Consider the following 15,404-nt stretch of genomic DNA (forward strand, 5'->3'; position numbering starts at 1 on the left):
AAGCTCGTTGTCGGCGCCGTTTATCTCGTCACCAGCAACTCTTATAATATATCATGTCCGACCGATGAATGCAAGCTCTTTTTTTCAACTTCATTTCGAGCTCGGCGTTACTATTTCTTGGCCGGAATAAGAATATACCATGTACAAGTTTTGAATGCAAGCTTTACTTTTAGTTTTTTTTCAAATCCTATTCTTATGTCCCAGATCGTATCTCTCTTCAGGTCTAGGGTCTAGGCGGCTGAGTGACATACGAACAAATCTGTCCGCTGTACATTGTTATAGCTCCTATGGTAAATAAGACGACCTACGATTCAAGAAGGTGAATACCGAGGATCCCAGTGAACTATTAAATATCCCCCGGCAGGGAAGCGCCGGGGGATATTTTGGACAAAAACATTTAAGCTCTTAAGTGGATACCGAATGTGGCAATTTCGCAAGGCCCGAGTTCCAGCTGATACTGGGTATCTTCCGAATGAGGCAGCGGAGCCGTTCTCTCTTCTAATATCCCTGTGCAGTACAAATGTTCATGTGGGAGCTCTAGCCCTACTTCTAGCTGAGCCTGCAACTCACTCATGTTGTACCAGCGCAGCAGGAGGTCACCGGTAGTTTCATTCATTTTCATGGAGGAAAATGCGGCTTCTGTACCTTTCCAGCTTAAAGGTGAATACCCGGAAGGAATCGCACCGTTATGGACGCCCGTCTGGAAAACGGTCCATGGAACCTGGAACTGGTATGCTTTGGCATATGTACCAGAAGTAATACCGTCCCCACTATGCGGAATCAGCATTAACTGCGCGGTATGCTCGCCAAGACATTGTGCCTCAGGTGTCGGAAACCAGCCCCAGTCGCCCAGCTCCCCTACACTACGCAGCAGAGTAACAGCAATCGTATTACGTCCGTCCCGCAGTACTTCATATTCGTTCAGACCAAGATTGGCTACAGTCAAGCCAATTTCTGTGCCGCTCACATCCACAAAGGATTGTTGGTGCTGGGTGTTGCTCGGATTCTGCCATTCTTCCGCTGGCTCATTATCCCGTCTGGCAATCTCAAACATGGAATCGGCATGGTGCACTGGAGTGTGAATATCTGTAGGGAACAGCATCCGCACCCGGTGATCCTTCGCAGTATTGTTAATCGTAGACTCAATGTGCAGCCCTTCGGCTTCACGCTCCAGTGAGATGACAGTACGAAGTTCCAGTGTCACAGTCTCACTGCTGCGCTGAGCTTTACGCTCCGGATAGTACACAAGTGCAAACTGTTCCTCTTTCAAGGTAGCATCAGCTGAAGCAGGAATCTCCCAGGCATGCTTGATCTCCAGGGACGCCCGGTAAGCTGTATCCTCTAGCACAGTGATAGCTGCATCGAGTCCTTTGGTAGTCAAAGGAATCTCGCCATCTGGCTGTCTGTACATGTATTCATTGCCAATGTCTCCGGTATTTTCATAGATGCCAAGATCACGGTATATAGCTCCACTCGGCTTGTGACTCAGACTGAAAGAGCCGTCTGGGGAAACTTCAACACGGATTGTCTCGTTCTCCAGCACATGGCCGCCACGGATAAGTGAGACCTTCTCCGGATCAGCTGCTGCCTGCCCGGCAACCCAGGCATAAGCACGCAGTCCGAGCGCAGGCACCTCTGAGGCTTCGAAGGTGAGTTTTATACGGCGGCACATGTATGGCTGACGGAACTGATCGTCCGGCAGGTCATAGCCGAATTCCAGACCCAGATCTTCTACGGAGCAGATCAGCACTTTGCCGCTGTCGTCTAACAATATCCGGCCGGAGAGATCAAACTCCTTCATTCTTCGTGAGGTTTCCTCGAGGCCAAGACCTTCACGAAGGTATAAGCGGGCCGCGTCGAGCTCGATGCTCACAGCGCCCGTGCGAATCCAGCCTGTAGTGTTCATCACCACAAAAGGAACAGCTTGCTCACCTTCAGGGGTGCCTGCAAAAACAGAAGTATCCACAGCCTCTGCAATAAATCTGGCGCTGTCTTCAATGATACTTTCTGCTACGTGGCGGCTTTTATCAAAACGGGTAACCATTTCGCGGTGCACCTCATCTACACTGCAGCCGCAGATGCTGTCGTGCGGATGGTTCTGCATGAGCGTCTTCCAGGCGTAGGTAAACAGGTGATGCGGATACTCCTTGCCAGTGAGCGCCGCAATGGAAGCCAGTGGCTCGGCTACTTTTTCGAGAAGAGTCTGGCCTTTCTGGTTCATCTGTTTCAAGTACACACGTGCCGAAGCAGTATTGACGAGTGTACCCCAGCCGTCGGTCCGTTGGCTTCGCAGTTCCCCTGTAACGGATGAAAGCTCACGTCCGACTTGCTCCAAATCCGCATTCAGTGCATCCAGGTAATCCGGAAAGTTCGAATGAACGAACTCCATCTCCGGATAAAGCGCCTGCGCGGTGGCGATAGCCTCAGGCAAATCCAGCTGCAACGGCTGATGGTCACAGCCATTCATGAACAGCAGCTCACCAGTGGAAGCATATTTCTCGGCATCGGCCAGCTTGCGGTCCCAGAATTCACGTGCAGCAGCCCCGTCCGCCGGGACTTCATTCCCGTTGGAATACCAGTTGGCGAAGAGGATGCCGAGAATGCGGGAACCGTCAGGCCCTTCCCAGATCAGCTCAGAGAAAGAAGACTCATACCCGCCATCCGATACGGTGTTGTTGAAGCCGGTAGGTTTGACCCCTCTGCCAAAGAAAGCATTCTTAATGCCGGACTGGAGCATGAGCTGCGGCGTCTGGCCGACAAGACCAAAGGTATCGGGAAAATAGCCGATTTTGGAAGGTTCACCATACTTCAACGCATCCTGATGGCCGATCTGCATATTTCGCACATTGGCCTCACCGCTTGTAAGAAAAGCATCCTGCAGAATGTACCAAGGACCTATCAGAATCCGGCCACCGCGGATATACTGCTCCAGCCTTTCTTTATTCTCCGGGCGGACCTGCAGATAATCCTCCAGAATAATTGTCTGACCATCCAGATAAAAGCTGCGGAAGGCTGTACTGCTGTCCAATTTATCAAGCAACGCATCCACCAGCTGAACCAGACGGACATGATGCTTCTCGTAGGGCAAATACCATTCCCGGTCCCAGTGGGTGTGGGAAACGATATGTGCAGTTTTTTTCTTCGTCATGAGTCCCATCTCTCCCTTAAATCTTGCTCAGTGTATTGTAATCGCAGTTTCTCCCGCTCTGTATACAGAGATCAGCTGCCCCTGCTTATCTGCCGAAAATAGGACAGAACGTTCCTTCTCCAGCCGGAAGCTGTAGCTCACACCGGTCTGCAGGTCTTTAACTTCAACGTCGGCATCCCAGGCATATTCGGATACGAAAATATAAAGTGCTCCTTCGTCAAATTCGAGCTTCCGTCCGTAGATACCCGGCAAATCACCGCCGCGGGTCCACTCCAGCTCCGCAGGAACAGATGAACGTTCCACCGCATAGCGGTACAATTCGGCGATTGGTTCATCGCGGTCATTCAGCTCAAGCGGGAGCGGGCACCAGATCAGACGCCCCTTGCCAAGCGGGAGATCGACTACGGCATCGCCATCTTGTGTCGGCAGAGTAGCTTGCTCTGCATCCCTGATTTGCACTTCTTTGACCAATTCAGCAATCCGGCGCTGTCCGTAAGATACGGCAAAGGTTCGCTCGTCAAGCTTCATCCGCTCCTCACGCCGCACGTTGCTTAGCTCACGCTTACCGAGGGCTGACTCAAGCCGGCCCGAAGGCTGCCAGTAGGAGTTCAGTCCCAATGCTCCTGTTACAACAAGCACCGCTCCAGTCCGTTCCACAAACCCAATCAGCTGTTCCATGGCGCTATCATCCAGGTTGTGTGCACTAGGCAGGAGAATCAGCTTTGGCGGCTGAGCCTCCAGTGCTTGCAGGCCATACTCCGAAACCGCACGGAATGGCAGGCGCAGCTGATAGGACAAGATGCGGGTCAGCCGGGTGGTGGCATCATAAGCGAGCTTGCGGTTGGAGAAATCATTGGAATAAGGGAAAATAACCGCGATATCCTCAAGCTTACGTCCGTCAAAAAGATACCCGCTTTCTGCAATGAAACGCCCAAAATCATAGGATACATCGGCCTCTGGCTTCTCTGTCCCGTCTGCGCGCAGTGCACCAATCTGCGATTCGTTAGCATTATCCATATAGAAGTTGGTGTTCCAAATCCACTGGACAGCACCTGCTCCGCCCGCTGCAAACGCATAGGCATACTTACGTTCAAGCATAGATCGAAGCTCTTCCTCAGATCGCTTGGCACGCCCGTCCGGGGTTTCGACATACATAATTCCTGTTTCCTGCACCAGGTTAGGCTTGTTCTCTGTTTTGGCAAAAATTCCGCTCCAAAGCAGATTGTCGTTCAGCCACCAGGTGTGAACGGTTGTGTAGTCTACAGCCTGTTCGTAAAAGAACGGTGAAGGCCTCTGTGCGCCTAGCGCTTCGTCCTGACCTACAGTTACGAGATGCGCCGGGTTCAGCTCCTTGATAGAATCATACAGCTCCTTGGCCCACACATTGTGCATCTCCATAGAGAACAGGCAGTAGTCCAGCCAGCGGGTTCCGCGTTTGCCGGAGTGAATGTCCTGAATGCTGAAGTTGATCTCCGCTTGTTCGGGAGGACGTGCCGACACAAAATCTGGAAGCTCCAGCGGCGTCATGTTCCAGCGCTCCTGAAGAACGGCAATGCTGCCATGGCGCTCCGCAAGCCAGGCGGAGAACGCCTGCTGTTCATGGATATCGCCTGCGCTGCTCGGTCCGTCCGAAAAGATACGAGGCGGGTCAAACATCGATGGCTCGTTGATCAGATCCCAATCCACATGGGCTGTGTGAACATGTCTGGAAACAATAGAGCGGATAAACCGCTTTTGTGCCTCTACGCTGCGCGGGTCCAGATAGGGATTGCTGCCTTCCCACGTCTCCGGTGTAAAGGAGAAGAATGTAAAGGTCACCTGAAGGTCATGCTTCCCTGCGGTCAGCAGAAAAGCATCAATCGCCCGCATCACCTCTTCAGAGGCATGGCCATCGACCTGCATGATATTGCGGTAAGCTGTCCAGATGCCCGTGCGGATCCAGTTGATCCCTGCCTTTTTCATCTGCGCCATGTCCCGGTCCCATACAGCAGCATTGGGCAGAAAAAGAAACTTCCGCGCCACATCCGAGGTCATATAGGTCATCCCTACAACCGGCAGCGGACGACCATTCTTCTGAAAATAATCACGGCCGGCCGTGATTGGCTTGCCCTCCGACAGCAGTGCAGCGTCATAGCCCCAGAAGCCCTGGCGCAGCACGCGCTGCTCGCCGTCTTCCGCTTCGGCACGGCAGATCAGAATGTACAGGCCCGGCTCAAGCTCTACGGGGATAGGAATCCGGAGGAAGTTCATTTCAGTGCTGATGGCAATCGTGCAGCTGTGTTCAAAACAAGGTGAAACTGATCCTTGCTTATGCAGGCTGATGATAAGCCTCCAGTTGTCTTGACCGCCCCCGGTCCGGGTACGGCTGAGCCGCTGGCTCTGCAGGCTGATTACTGGTCGCTCTCCCTGTTCATAAGAGGCGTAATTCGGCTTGATCCATAATTCGGTGACGCCTTTGGCGGCGAAGTCCGTACAGTCTGCGAGCAGCTTCAAGCCTGCTTCACCGCTGAAATCAGGTGTAAGCGGCTGGCCGATGAAGATCCAGCGGCCGCCTGTGAAGGGACCGCCGACATGCTCCCATAGTACAACGGGAGCAGATACCTCGCGGCCTTCAGCAGAGATGCCCTTCAGCAGCGGATAAATCCGGGTATCCATGGGGCCGCTTGCGCCCATCTGCTCCGGCAGATCGCTGCTCTTGGTCACATGCGGCACCAGATTCCAGGTGTCCGCCGGGTTCAGCAGGCCCTCGCAGCCTGCGAACAAAGGGATGTCCGTGAGGGCAGCAAGCGACTGCACACGGCCGCCGTCCACACGAAGCGCTTCATGAATATGAAGCTGCCGGTGGTAGGCGGTCTGCTCCGCTTCCGCCTGCCAGGTACCATTCTGCGCACGTACCGGATATTTGAACGGTGCGCCGCCGATGTTCAGCAGCCCGCCGCCGTGCTTCAGGTAGGCGAGGATGGAGCCCCAGGCTTCCTTGGGGAAGTAAGGGGCGTGAAGGTTGATGAAGCATGTGCCAGGCTCAGCGGCATCCAGTGCTGCTGCCAGCTGCTCCGCATCAACAATGTGAACAGGATGGGCGTAATGGGCGGCATGATATAATCCCCCCTGCTGCTCCACCTGTTCCCGGAGCAGTCCTGCGGCGTCCGTGTAGCCCGGGAATAACGGGTCAACAAACAGAATTGCAGCACCAGCACTCACAGCTGGCCTTCCTTCATCATCCGGTACACAAGCTGGGAGAACAGACTGTTCGACCAGGCGAACCAGCTGCGGGTGAACACGGAGGGATCGTCAGCGTGGAAGCCTTCGTGCATAAATCCGGTATCTGCGTCCGTACTCTCAAGGATAGCGATCAGTTCCAGCTTTTCCTCTACAGACTGTGCGGTAATTCCCTGCATAGACAAGGCCATGTGCCAGATATAGTTCTTCGGTGTATGCGGGCTGCCAATACCTTTGGCTGCTGTTCCTTCATAATAGAAAGGATTCTCTGTACTGAGTGCAAAACGTCTGGTGTTCTGGTAGATAGGATCATCCGTCGTGGTATAGCCGAGATACGGGATGGAGATCAGCCCTGGGGTTCCGGCATCATCCATCAGGCAGTAATTACCGAAGCCGTCTGTCTCGTAGGCATAAATCGGCCCGAATTCCGGATGACGGTAAATGCCGTACAGCTTGATGCCGTAATCGACCTCGAATTCCAGCTCTTTGAGCTCAGCCAGCAGATCCATGTCACGGAATACCCACTCGGCGAATTCCTGCATTTGCCGCAAGGCTACAACGGCAAACATATTGCCGGGAATGTTGTAATGGAAATCGCAGGCATCGTCACTGGACCGGAATCCGGACCAGATCATCCCTGTAAAGTTCACCGGCATGCCGAGACCGCTGTTACGCAGGGAGTCCTCAGGAATGCCGTTATTGCGGGAAAAGCGGTACGGTGACTGCTCGTAGTGGCGCTGCTCTCTTTTGAACAAATCGATGATGATCCGCAAGGCAGACTTGAACTCCGAATTGAAGAAATCGGTAAGTCCGGTTTCCTTCCAGTAGGTATAGGCCAGCCGCACAACAAAGCAAAGGGAGTCAATTTCAAACTTCCGCTCCCAGACCCACGGGGACATCTCGGTAACATCGGTGGTGTTCCAGTGCCAATCGTTAGCCGACTCATTAAAAGCATTAGCGTAAGGATCGATGTGGATGTACTGAATATGACGTTTGATCAGACCGCCGATGACGCGCTGCAGGTCCGGGTCGTTGGCAGCCAAAGGCACATAATGAATGACCTGTTCCACAGAGTCGCGGAGCCAGGAGGCCGGGATATCTCCCGTTATGACAAATGTAGTGCCATCCTCCATTAGCTTCGTAGTCGTCTCCAGTGTATTGGGAAAACAGTTTTTAAACAGCTGCAGCAGCTTGGGACGGTGAGCCAGCTTCTCTTCAGCCTCTGCCAGCACCTCCTGTACGGCTTGTGGCAGCCCGAGCTTTGGCATCGGGATTTTGGGTAGTCTGAATTGTTCCAAGGAAGGTACACTCCTTCTATTCAATAGGTAGTTTATTTTTCGATATGATCGCCATTAGATTCCTTAGGTTGAAGCGAAGTGGAATAAGTGGAACTAAATGGGCTGGAATTCTGCTAGAGAAGGTTTTGTCGGGATCTTGCACACTAATTAGCTGTCCTTCATTTAAGTCCAGCATATATTTAAAGAAGTTTATTTCATGTAAACCGTCTTAATCTCAAAAGGAGCGAAGTGCAGTTCAAATTCACCCTGGTGATGGACTATAGGCTCCAATTGCTCTTCGAGAGCATTCGATATATAAATTTCACTAAACGGCTGATTCCAGGCCAGCTTCACAGTTTCACGCCCTCCAGAGGATTCATATAGACGCAGAATGCTTCCCTGTCCATCCTCGGAAGGCTTCACCGTATCCAGCACAACATGCTGCCCTGTAAAGCTGATAAAGGCTCCGGCGGGTGATAGCTGCCCCGCCTTCCCGCCGGCTGCGGCCGTCTGCACTTCATGATTCAGCTCCGCAGCCTTGCGCAGTGTGTGGGCAGTCCGCCAATCCCCTTGGTGGGGATAGAGCGAGTAGGTAAAGTCATGAGAGCCAAGGTCCGCAGTGGCATCAGGCCATTTCGGCGCCCGCAGTAAAGACAGGCGGATGGTGCTGCCCTGAATATCGTAGCCGTATTTGCAGTCATTCAGCAGACTGACGCCGTATCCATGTTCGGATACGTCCACAAAACGGTGGCCACAGACCTCGTATTGTGCCTGTTCCCAGCTGGTATTGCGATGCGTCGGACGCTCCAGCGCGCCAAATGGAATCTCATAGGTTGCTTTGTCTGCAACCACATCGACCGGAAAGCCCACTTTCAGCAGCTTGTGGGCTTCATTCCAATCCACATGTGTCTTGAAATCCATCCGCCGGTCATGGGCATACAGAATCAAATCCTGGGTGATCAGCGACTTGCCCAGCTTCCAGCGGAATCTCAGCACATCCCGGACTGTGCCGGAGTGCAGCACGTATTTCTCTACCAGCTCTACTTCGCCAGCAGGCTGGGCTTCATAACGGCTGTCAATGTCCCAGGCATCCCACAAGGTCGGCCGGTCATGGAAGAAGTGGAATTGGTTGGCGCGGCCGCCCTTCTGCACAATTTCCCGACCTGCCGCCTTGTCGAACAGACTGGTGATTTCACCCCGTTCGTTGAACGTCAGGCGGTAGTGCGGTGTATCCCAGCGGTCATGCAGGACTGCACGTTCAGGCAGTGCAGAGGATGCACCCGCAAGTATGGCCGCTACGTCTGGAATTCTCACCGGTGTTTCGGCCGCTGACATTTTCGCTGCTGTCATGCTATCCAGCCCATTCCGGGCTTCTCTGCTCTCCGGCGCTATACGTTCTTCGCGTCTCAACCATATCGTCTTATACCCCAAAGCCGGGATTGCCGGGACGTGTATATATGCGGTCCATGGATCCGTTGTCTGGTGCGAAGCCTCATCCTCAGCTGACAAACCGGTCACAAGATCTAGCGGTAGTACGTTTCCTGACTCATCAAAAGCCGCCAATACCCCTTCTGAATCTGATAGTTCTGTATCTGTTGATTCTGGATTAGCCAATTGAATTGCAACTACTGCATCACGAACCCAGCTGAGGCTATTGAACACCACGTGGGGCTGGCCTTCTCCTTCTGTTGCCACCTGTGCGGCCAAGACTTCAAGTCCCGGCTGCAGTGCTGCCTGACCCAGGCCGAACACCTCGCGGTATTCCTTCTCCGAGGTCTCATAGGCTTCGGTGATGGCCGAGCCTGGAATAATGTCATGGAACTGGTTCAGCAGCACCAGCTTCCAGCCTTGATGCAGTTGCTCTGTGCCGAGACTGAACAGCTCCGGCTTCATAAAAGGGGCTGCCAGCGTCTGCCACAGTTCTGCCTCGCGGTAGAGAATCTCCGCCTTGCGGTTGTTCCGTTTGTTGCGGCCATGCGTAGTATAGGTGCCGCGGTGCAGCTCCAGATACAGATCACCGCGCCATTCCGGCAGTTTTGGCTGCCGTTCTTCAATGCCTGCGAAGAAATCTGCGGCACTGCTGAAGGTACTAGCCGGCTGGCCTATCATCAGGTCCGCACGACGGATGTATTCCAGCATCTCGCGGGTTACGCCCCCGCCGCCGTCGCCATGCCCGTAGAGCAGCATCTGCTCGTTGTGTATTCGCTTTTCGCGGAAAGATTGCCAATGGTCATGCACATCCTTCGGCAACGTATTCTCGTTCACTCCATGGTTGAGATAAGAGAGCATCGGGGTGCCGTCAATGCCGACCCAATGGAACAGATCATACGGGAACACATTGGTGTCATTCCAGCCGAGCTTCGTGGTCATGAAATAGTTCACACCCCCATGCCGCATAATCTGCGGGAGTGAAGCACAGTAACCGAAGGTATCCGGCAGCCATTCTATGTCCGAGGTCTGCCCGAATTCCTCCAGGTAGAAGCGCTGACCGTAGAGCATCTGGCGCATCAGCGATTCTCCGCTTGGAATATTCAGATCCGGCTCTACCCACATGCCGCCTACCAGCTCCCAGCGGCCTTCCTTAACTCTCTCTTTGACCTTCGCGAACAGGACCGGGTCGTTCTCCTTGAGATATTCGAACAGCTGAGGCTGGCTCTGGGCAAATTGATATTCCGGGTATTCGTCCATTAAGGCATTCACGGTGGAAAAGGTGCGGCTGGTCTTCCGCACGGTCTCCCGCACCGGCCACAGCCAGGCAATGTCGATATGTGACTGGCCGACCATATGGATGGTGCCTTCCGCATTGGCGCCGATCTTGGCAATGTCTGCGCGCAGCATCTCTTCCAGGGCAGCCGTAGCCCTTCCTTCATGGACGTCAGACTCACTCAGCTTCAAAAAACTATCCATAATACGATACAAGGCTTCAAGCATCCGAGTGCGGCGCATATCCTCTTCCGGCAGCAGTATAGCTGCATCACGTACAATAACAGCGGTATACATCAGGCTCTGTACCGGCTCATTGACCTGTACCAGCCAGGTACGGATGGCCCGGATCGGCGGCTGGATGACCGCCTGCTGATTCAGCGGATCCACCGGCTCAGGGATGGGATCGAACAATTCGATTTCCAGCTCCAGCGGTCTGCCGTCCGGAGAGGCTTCCAGGGCTACAAAGGTGTGATTCCGGTCAAGGCCTTGGCGGGATTCCCCGTTTATACGCAACAAACCTTCCCCTCCTGACTCAAAGATCAGACCTGCACGCTTCCCGGTCCATTCCGCTGGAATCGCAAGCGTGCGGCGAAAAAAGTATGTGATTCCCTGAACACTGGGAAACAGTTCGAAATCTCCGCCTTCGGTATAAGGCCGCATCCCCTCATATTGACCCGGCACGGTATATACAGAAGCCTGAATATCCCATCCTTCCAGCACATGCTGCTCCAGCCATTGCCGTTCCGACAGCTCGCGGATAAATCTTCTAATCCGTTCCATGTGACCCCTCCATGACTTCGAGTGCGGCTTCCTGCACATCATTGACATGACGGCCCACCAGCACCTTGAAAGCTCCCGGCTCCACGACAGGCTGATAATCCTGGCCGATATATTGCAGTTGCTCCGCGCCGACTTCAAATTCTACAATTCGCGATTCTCCCGGAGCCAGTGTGATCTTGCGGAAGCCCTTCAGTTCCTTCGCAGGTCTGGATACCTTGCTTGCCACATCGGAGATGTAGAGCTGAACGACCTCGGCACCTTCCCGTTCTCCCGTGTTGGTAACCGTAATACGTGTCGTTGCGGTTCCCTCTGCAGTGATCATTTGCGGCTCCACCTGGAGTTCAGAGTAGCTGAAGCTCGTATAGCTCAGTCCGTATCCGAACGGATATCGGGGCTGCGAATCGGCTTCCAGATATTTTTTGCCGCGTGAACGCTTGCCGTTATAGTACACCGGAAGCTGTCCTGCATCCTTCGGCCAGGAGATCGTCAGCCGTCCGGAAGGATTCACATCTCCGAACAGAATGTCAGCCACCGCATGGCCACCCTCCTGCCCGGGATACCAGGCCTCCAGAATGGCATCAGCATGTTCTTCAATCCAGGGCTCACTCACCGGACGGCCGTTGATATAGACTACGACCACCGGCTTGCCCAGCTTATGGATCTCCTTCACCAGCTCCAGCTGCACACCCGATAGAGCCAGCGAGATCCGGTCAATCCCTTCACCGCAGTCCATATCGCTCCAGGCATGCTCCGTTACCTTGGATGCCCCGGTCTTCAGGTCGATGCTACCTTCGCCGAAGTCACGGGCGCTTGAGCCGCCGAGCACCATCACCACAGTCTCAGCCTGCGCGGCACAGGCCAGCGCGGCTTCGAAGCCTTCTCTGTCGTTGCCTTTGATCCGGCAGCCGGGCGCGTATAGCACCCGCTCCGCTCCCAGCTTGCTGCGGATACCGTCCAGCACGGTTACAATGCCGGATCGCTGCTGCGGCGAGGTATAATCGCCCAGCTGATTATACGGCGCATCGGCGTTCGGGCCGATGACGGCAATCTTGCCGGCGCCACTCGCACTGACGCTGCCTTTCCTGCCGCTGTCACCGCCAACGCCACCGTTAGCGCCCCCGTCACCAGCCAGCGGCAGTGTACCGCCTTCATTCTTCAGCAGAATAATGCTCTCCGCAGCCAGCTTCCGGGCAAGCTCCCGGTGTTTCTCGCTGCCGATGAACTTCTCCGCCGCATCCGGATCGGCATACGGCTGTTCGAACAGGCCCAGCTTGAACTTCAGCTCCAGCACGCGCTGAACGGCACGGTCCAGAACCTCCACCGCAAGCTTGCCGCTGCGGACGGCGCCGGCGAGATGTTCTCCGAACATGACGCCGGACATCTCCATATCGATGCCCGCATTGATGGCCTGCACCGCTGCATCCCGTCCATCTTCTGCCACATCATGGCCGTCGGCCAGCATTTCGATCGCTCCGCAATCGGTAATCACAAGGCCGTCAAAGCCCCAGGCCCCCCGGAGAATATCCTCCAGAAGTGCGGTATTCGTCGTACAGGGCACGCCGTCAATTTCATGGTAGGCGGGCATAATAGAAACAGCACCCGCTTCCACCGCCTTCTTGAACGGCAGCAGATCCACTTCAAGCAGCTCGCGCCAGCCCATGTGCACGGGGCCCGCATTGCGGCCGCCCTCGGAGCTGCCATAGCCGGCGAAGTGCTTCAGTGTAGCGCCAACGCTTTCCGGACTGCTCAGCGATTCTCCCTGCAGTCCCTCGACGGAGGCAACCGCCAGTTCGCTGATCAGATAGGCATCTTCCCCAAAGCATTCCTCCGTCCGGCCCCAGCGGGGGTCGCGCACCACATCCAGCACAGGGGAATAGGTAACTGTTCCGCCCTGGCTCCGGGTCTCCAGTGCCACTGCCCGGCACATCTCACGGTACAGGTCCACATTCCATGAGCTTCCGAGCGACAGCGGAACCGGAAATACCGTTGCCCCAATCGCCATATGGCCATGTGAGCATTCTTCCCCAATCAGGATCGGAATGCCGAGGCGTGAGTTCTCGATGGCATAGCGCTGAATGGCATTCACTGCCTCCGCACCCTGACGCGGGGACAATCCGCTTGCCAGCGTCACTCCGGTCCAGGGATCCGCACGAAGCATGCCGTAGAGCGAACCGACGCCCGAATCCGCCACTTGGCGTTTAAAATCTTCCGTGAGCGTAATCGCTCCCTCTGTATGTTCATAGGCCTGCCAGCCAAAAGACTGAACCAGTTGTGCGGCCTTTTCTTCCAAGGTCATCAGTCCGAGCAGTTGCTCCGCCCGTTCTTGAGCCGGTCTGCCTGGCTCTTTATATTTCATACTCCCCACTCCCTCTCTGCTTACGGTCTCATTCCTTCACGGCGCCTACCGTAAGACCCTGGATGAAATAACGTTGGAAGAATGGATAGGCAAAAATAATCGGCCCCGTCGCCAGCACCACCATCGCCATACGCGAGGTATCCTGCGGCATAGAGCGAAGCGCCTCCATGCTGAGTGAGCTGTTGGTGGAATTCTGCATAATGAACTGCATGCTGGTCTCGATCCGCATCAGCATAGACTGCAGCGGTACGAGATTCGGATCATCAATGTAGAGCAGCGCATTAAACCAGTCATTCCAGTAACCCAGGGTACTGAACAGGGCAATGGTCGCCAGACCGGGTAAGGAGAGCGGCAGTACCAGCGTAAGGAAGATACGGAATTCGCCTGCGCCGTCGATTTTACCGGATTCGAGAATGGCATCGGGAACGCTGGTGCTGTAAAAAGTACGTAGGATCATAATGTAAAAGGCATTGACCGCCAGCGGCATCACGAGCGCCCAGATCGTATCCTTCAGACCCAGAAACTGCGTAACAATGATATAAGTCGGAACGAGTCCGCCGTTGAAGAGCATGGTGAAAAAGGCAAAGAAAGCAAAGAAATTGCGGTATCTGAAGCTTTTACGCGAAATGGCATAGGCATAAAACGAAATAAACAGCAAGCTGATCAGCGTGCCGAGCACCGTCACGAGGATAGTCACCCCATAAGAGCGCAACAGCATATCTCCCGACTGGAATACATATTTGTACGCACCCAGACTCCATTTGGCTGGGAACAGACTGTAGCCGTCTCTGGCCAGCGCGCCCTCATCTGTGAAGGAAATAATCACTACGAAGATAAAAGGAAAGACACAAAGCAAGGCAAACACACCGGCAAACAAATTAAACAGCACGTTCCAGGTTTTGGAGAGCTTATGAAAATCACGTTCTTTTCTGATAATCGTGGACATCTGGTTCACTCCTTTCGCCCTGACTAGAATAAGGCGCTGTCCTTGTTGAATTTACGCACGATATAGTTCGAGGTAATGACAAGCACGAAGCCGACAACGGATTGGTAAAGCCCCGCCGCAGTACTCATGCCAATCTCACCAGTAGACTTGAGGCCTTGATAGACATAGGTATCGATAACGTTCGTAACACTGTAGAGCGTCCCGGAATTGCGGGGCACCTGATAGAACAGGCCGAAGTCGGCGTAAAAGATTTTTCCGATGGCCAGCAGGGTCATGATCGTAATAATCGGGCTGAGCAGCGGCAGCGTGATGTTCCTGATCTGCTGAAATTTACCTGCACCGTCGATCATCGCCGCTTCGTACAGCGATTTGTCGATGCCCATAATAGCTGCCAAATAGACTACGCTGTTATAACCAAGCGCCTTCCACAGATACACGAGCACGAGGATAACCGGCCAGTATTTTTTCTCGGAATACCAGTTGATAGGTTCTGCTCCAAAATAACTCAGGATCTGATTCAGCACACCGCTCTCTGAACTGAGAAAGCTGAAGGCAAAGTAGCCGACTACGACCCAGGACAGAAAATACGGCAGGAACATGCCGGTCTGGTAGACCTTGGCCAGTTTTTTGTTGGCAATCTCTGCGAGCACAATCGCCATCACGACCGACAGCACCAATCCCAGCAGAATGAAGACTGCATTATATAAAAGGGTATTACGGGTGATGATATATGCGTCATTCGTGGTGAACAGAAACTTGAAGTTGTCCCAGCCTACCCACTTGCTGTTGATAATGCTGGCCCAGAACCCTTCCCGGCTGTACCGGTACTCTTTAAAAGCGATAACCGTCCCCACCATCGGCAGATAGGAAAAAAAGAGAAACCACAGCGCGCCCGGTAGGACCATGAGCAGCATAACTTTATCTTTGATGACATTTCGGATGAATCCGCCAATCATTTTCACGTTGAGCCCT

At 54.0% G+C, this 15,404-nt stretch carries 7 protein-coding genes; all 7 read right to left on the minus strand.

Annotated elements, in window-relative coordinates; genetic code table 11:
* Positions 1 to 397 precede the first annotated feature (397 nt).
* The 7 genes from ACAN54_RS29170 to ACAN54_RS29200 all read right to left on the minus strand — a co-directional run bounded on the left by ACAN54_RS29170 (position 398) and on the right by ACAN54_RS29200 (position 15,388).
* On the minus strand, positions 398 to 3,148 hold the full coding sequence (locus tag ACAN54_RS29170) for an alpha-mannosidase (RefSeq protein WP_379164092.1): 2,751 nt from the start codon (positions 3,146 to 3,148) through the stop codon (positions 398 to 400).
* A 27-nt stretch (positions 3,149 to 3,175) separates the two neighbouring features.
* On the minus strand, positions 3,176 to 6,349 hold the full coding sequence (locus ACAN54_RS29175; protein WP_379164095.1) for a beta-galactosidase: 3,174 nt from the start codon (positions 6,347 to 6,349) through the stop codon (positions 3,176 to 3,178).
* On the minus strand, positions 6,346 to 7,665 hold the full coding sequence (locus tag ACAN54_RS29180; protein WP_379164098.1) for a glycoside hydrolase family 125 protein: 1,320 nt from the start codon (positions 7,663 to 7,665) through the stop codon (positions 6,346 to 6,348). The genes ACAN54_RS29175 and ACAN54_RS29180 overlap by 4 nt, the downstream gene beginning before the upstream one ends.
* 189 nt (positions 7,666 to 7,854) lie before the next feature.
* Positions 7,855 to 11,130, minus strand: coding sequence for an alpha-mannosidase (locus ACAN54_RS29185; protein ID WP_379164101.1), 3,276 nt, complete (start codon positions 11,128 to 11,130; stop codon positions 7,855 to 7,857).
* A complete protein-coding gene (locus ACAN54_RS29190) occupies positions 11,117 to 13,486 on the minus strand; it encodes a glycoside hydrolase family 3 N-terminal domain-containing protein (RefSeq protein ID WP_379164104.1) in 2,370 nt (789 codons plus the stop codon). The genes ACAN54_RS29185 and ACAN54_RS29190 overlap by 14 nt, the downstream gene beginning before the upstream one ends.
* Before the next feature lie 28 nt (positions 13,487 to 13,514).
* Positions 13,515 to 14,432, minus strand: a complete 918-nt coding sequence (locus ACAN54_RS29195) for a carbohydrate ABC transporter permease (protein WP_379164107.1) — start codon at positions 14,430 to 14,432, stop codon at positions 13,515 to 13,517.
* Positions 14,433 to 14,455: 23 nt separating this feature from the next.
* Positions 14,456 to 15,388, minus strand: a complete 933-nt coding sequence (locus ACAN54_RS29200) for an ABC transporter permease (RefSeq protein WP_379164200.1) — start codon at positions 15,386 to 15,388, stop codon at positions 14,456 to 14,458.
* Between the last annotated feature and the right edge of the window lie 16 nt (positions 15,389 to 15,404).

It is taken from the genome of Paenibacillus diazotrophicus (assembly GCF_042610465.1).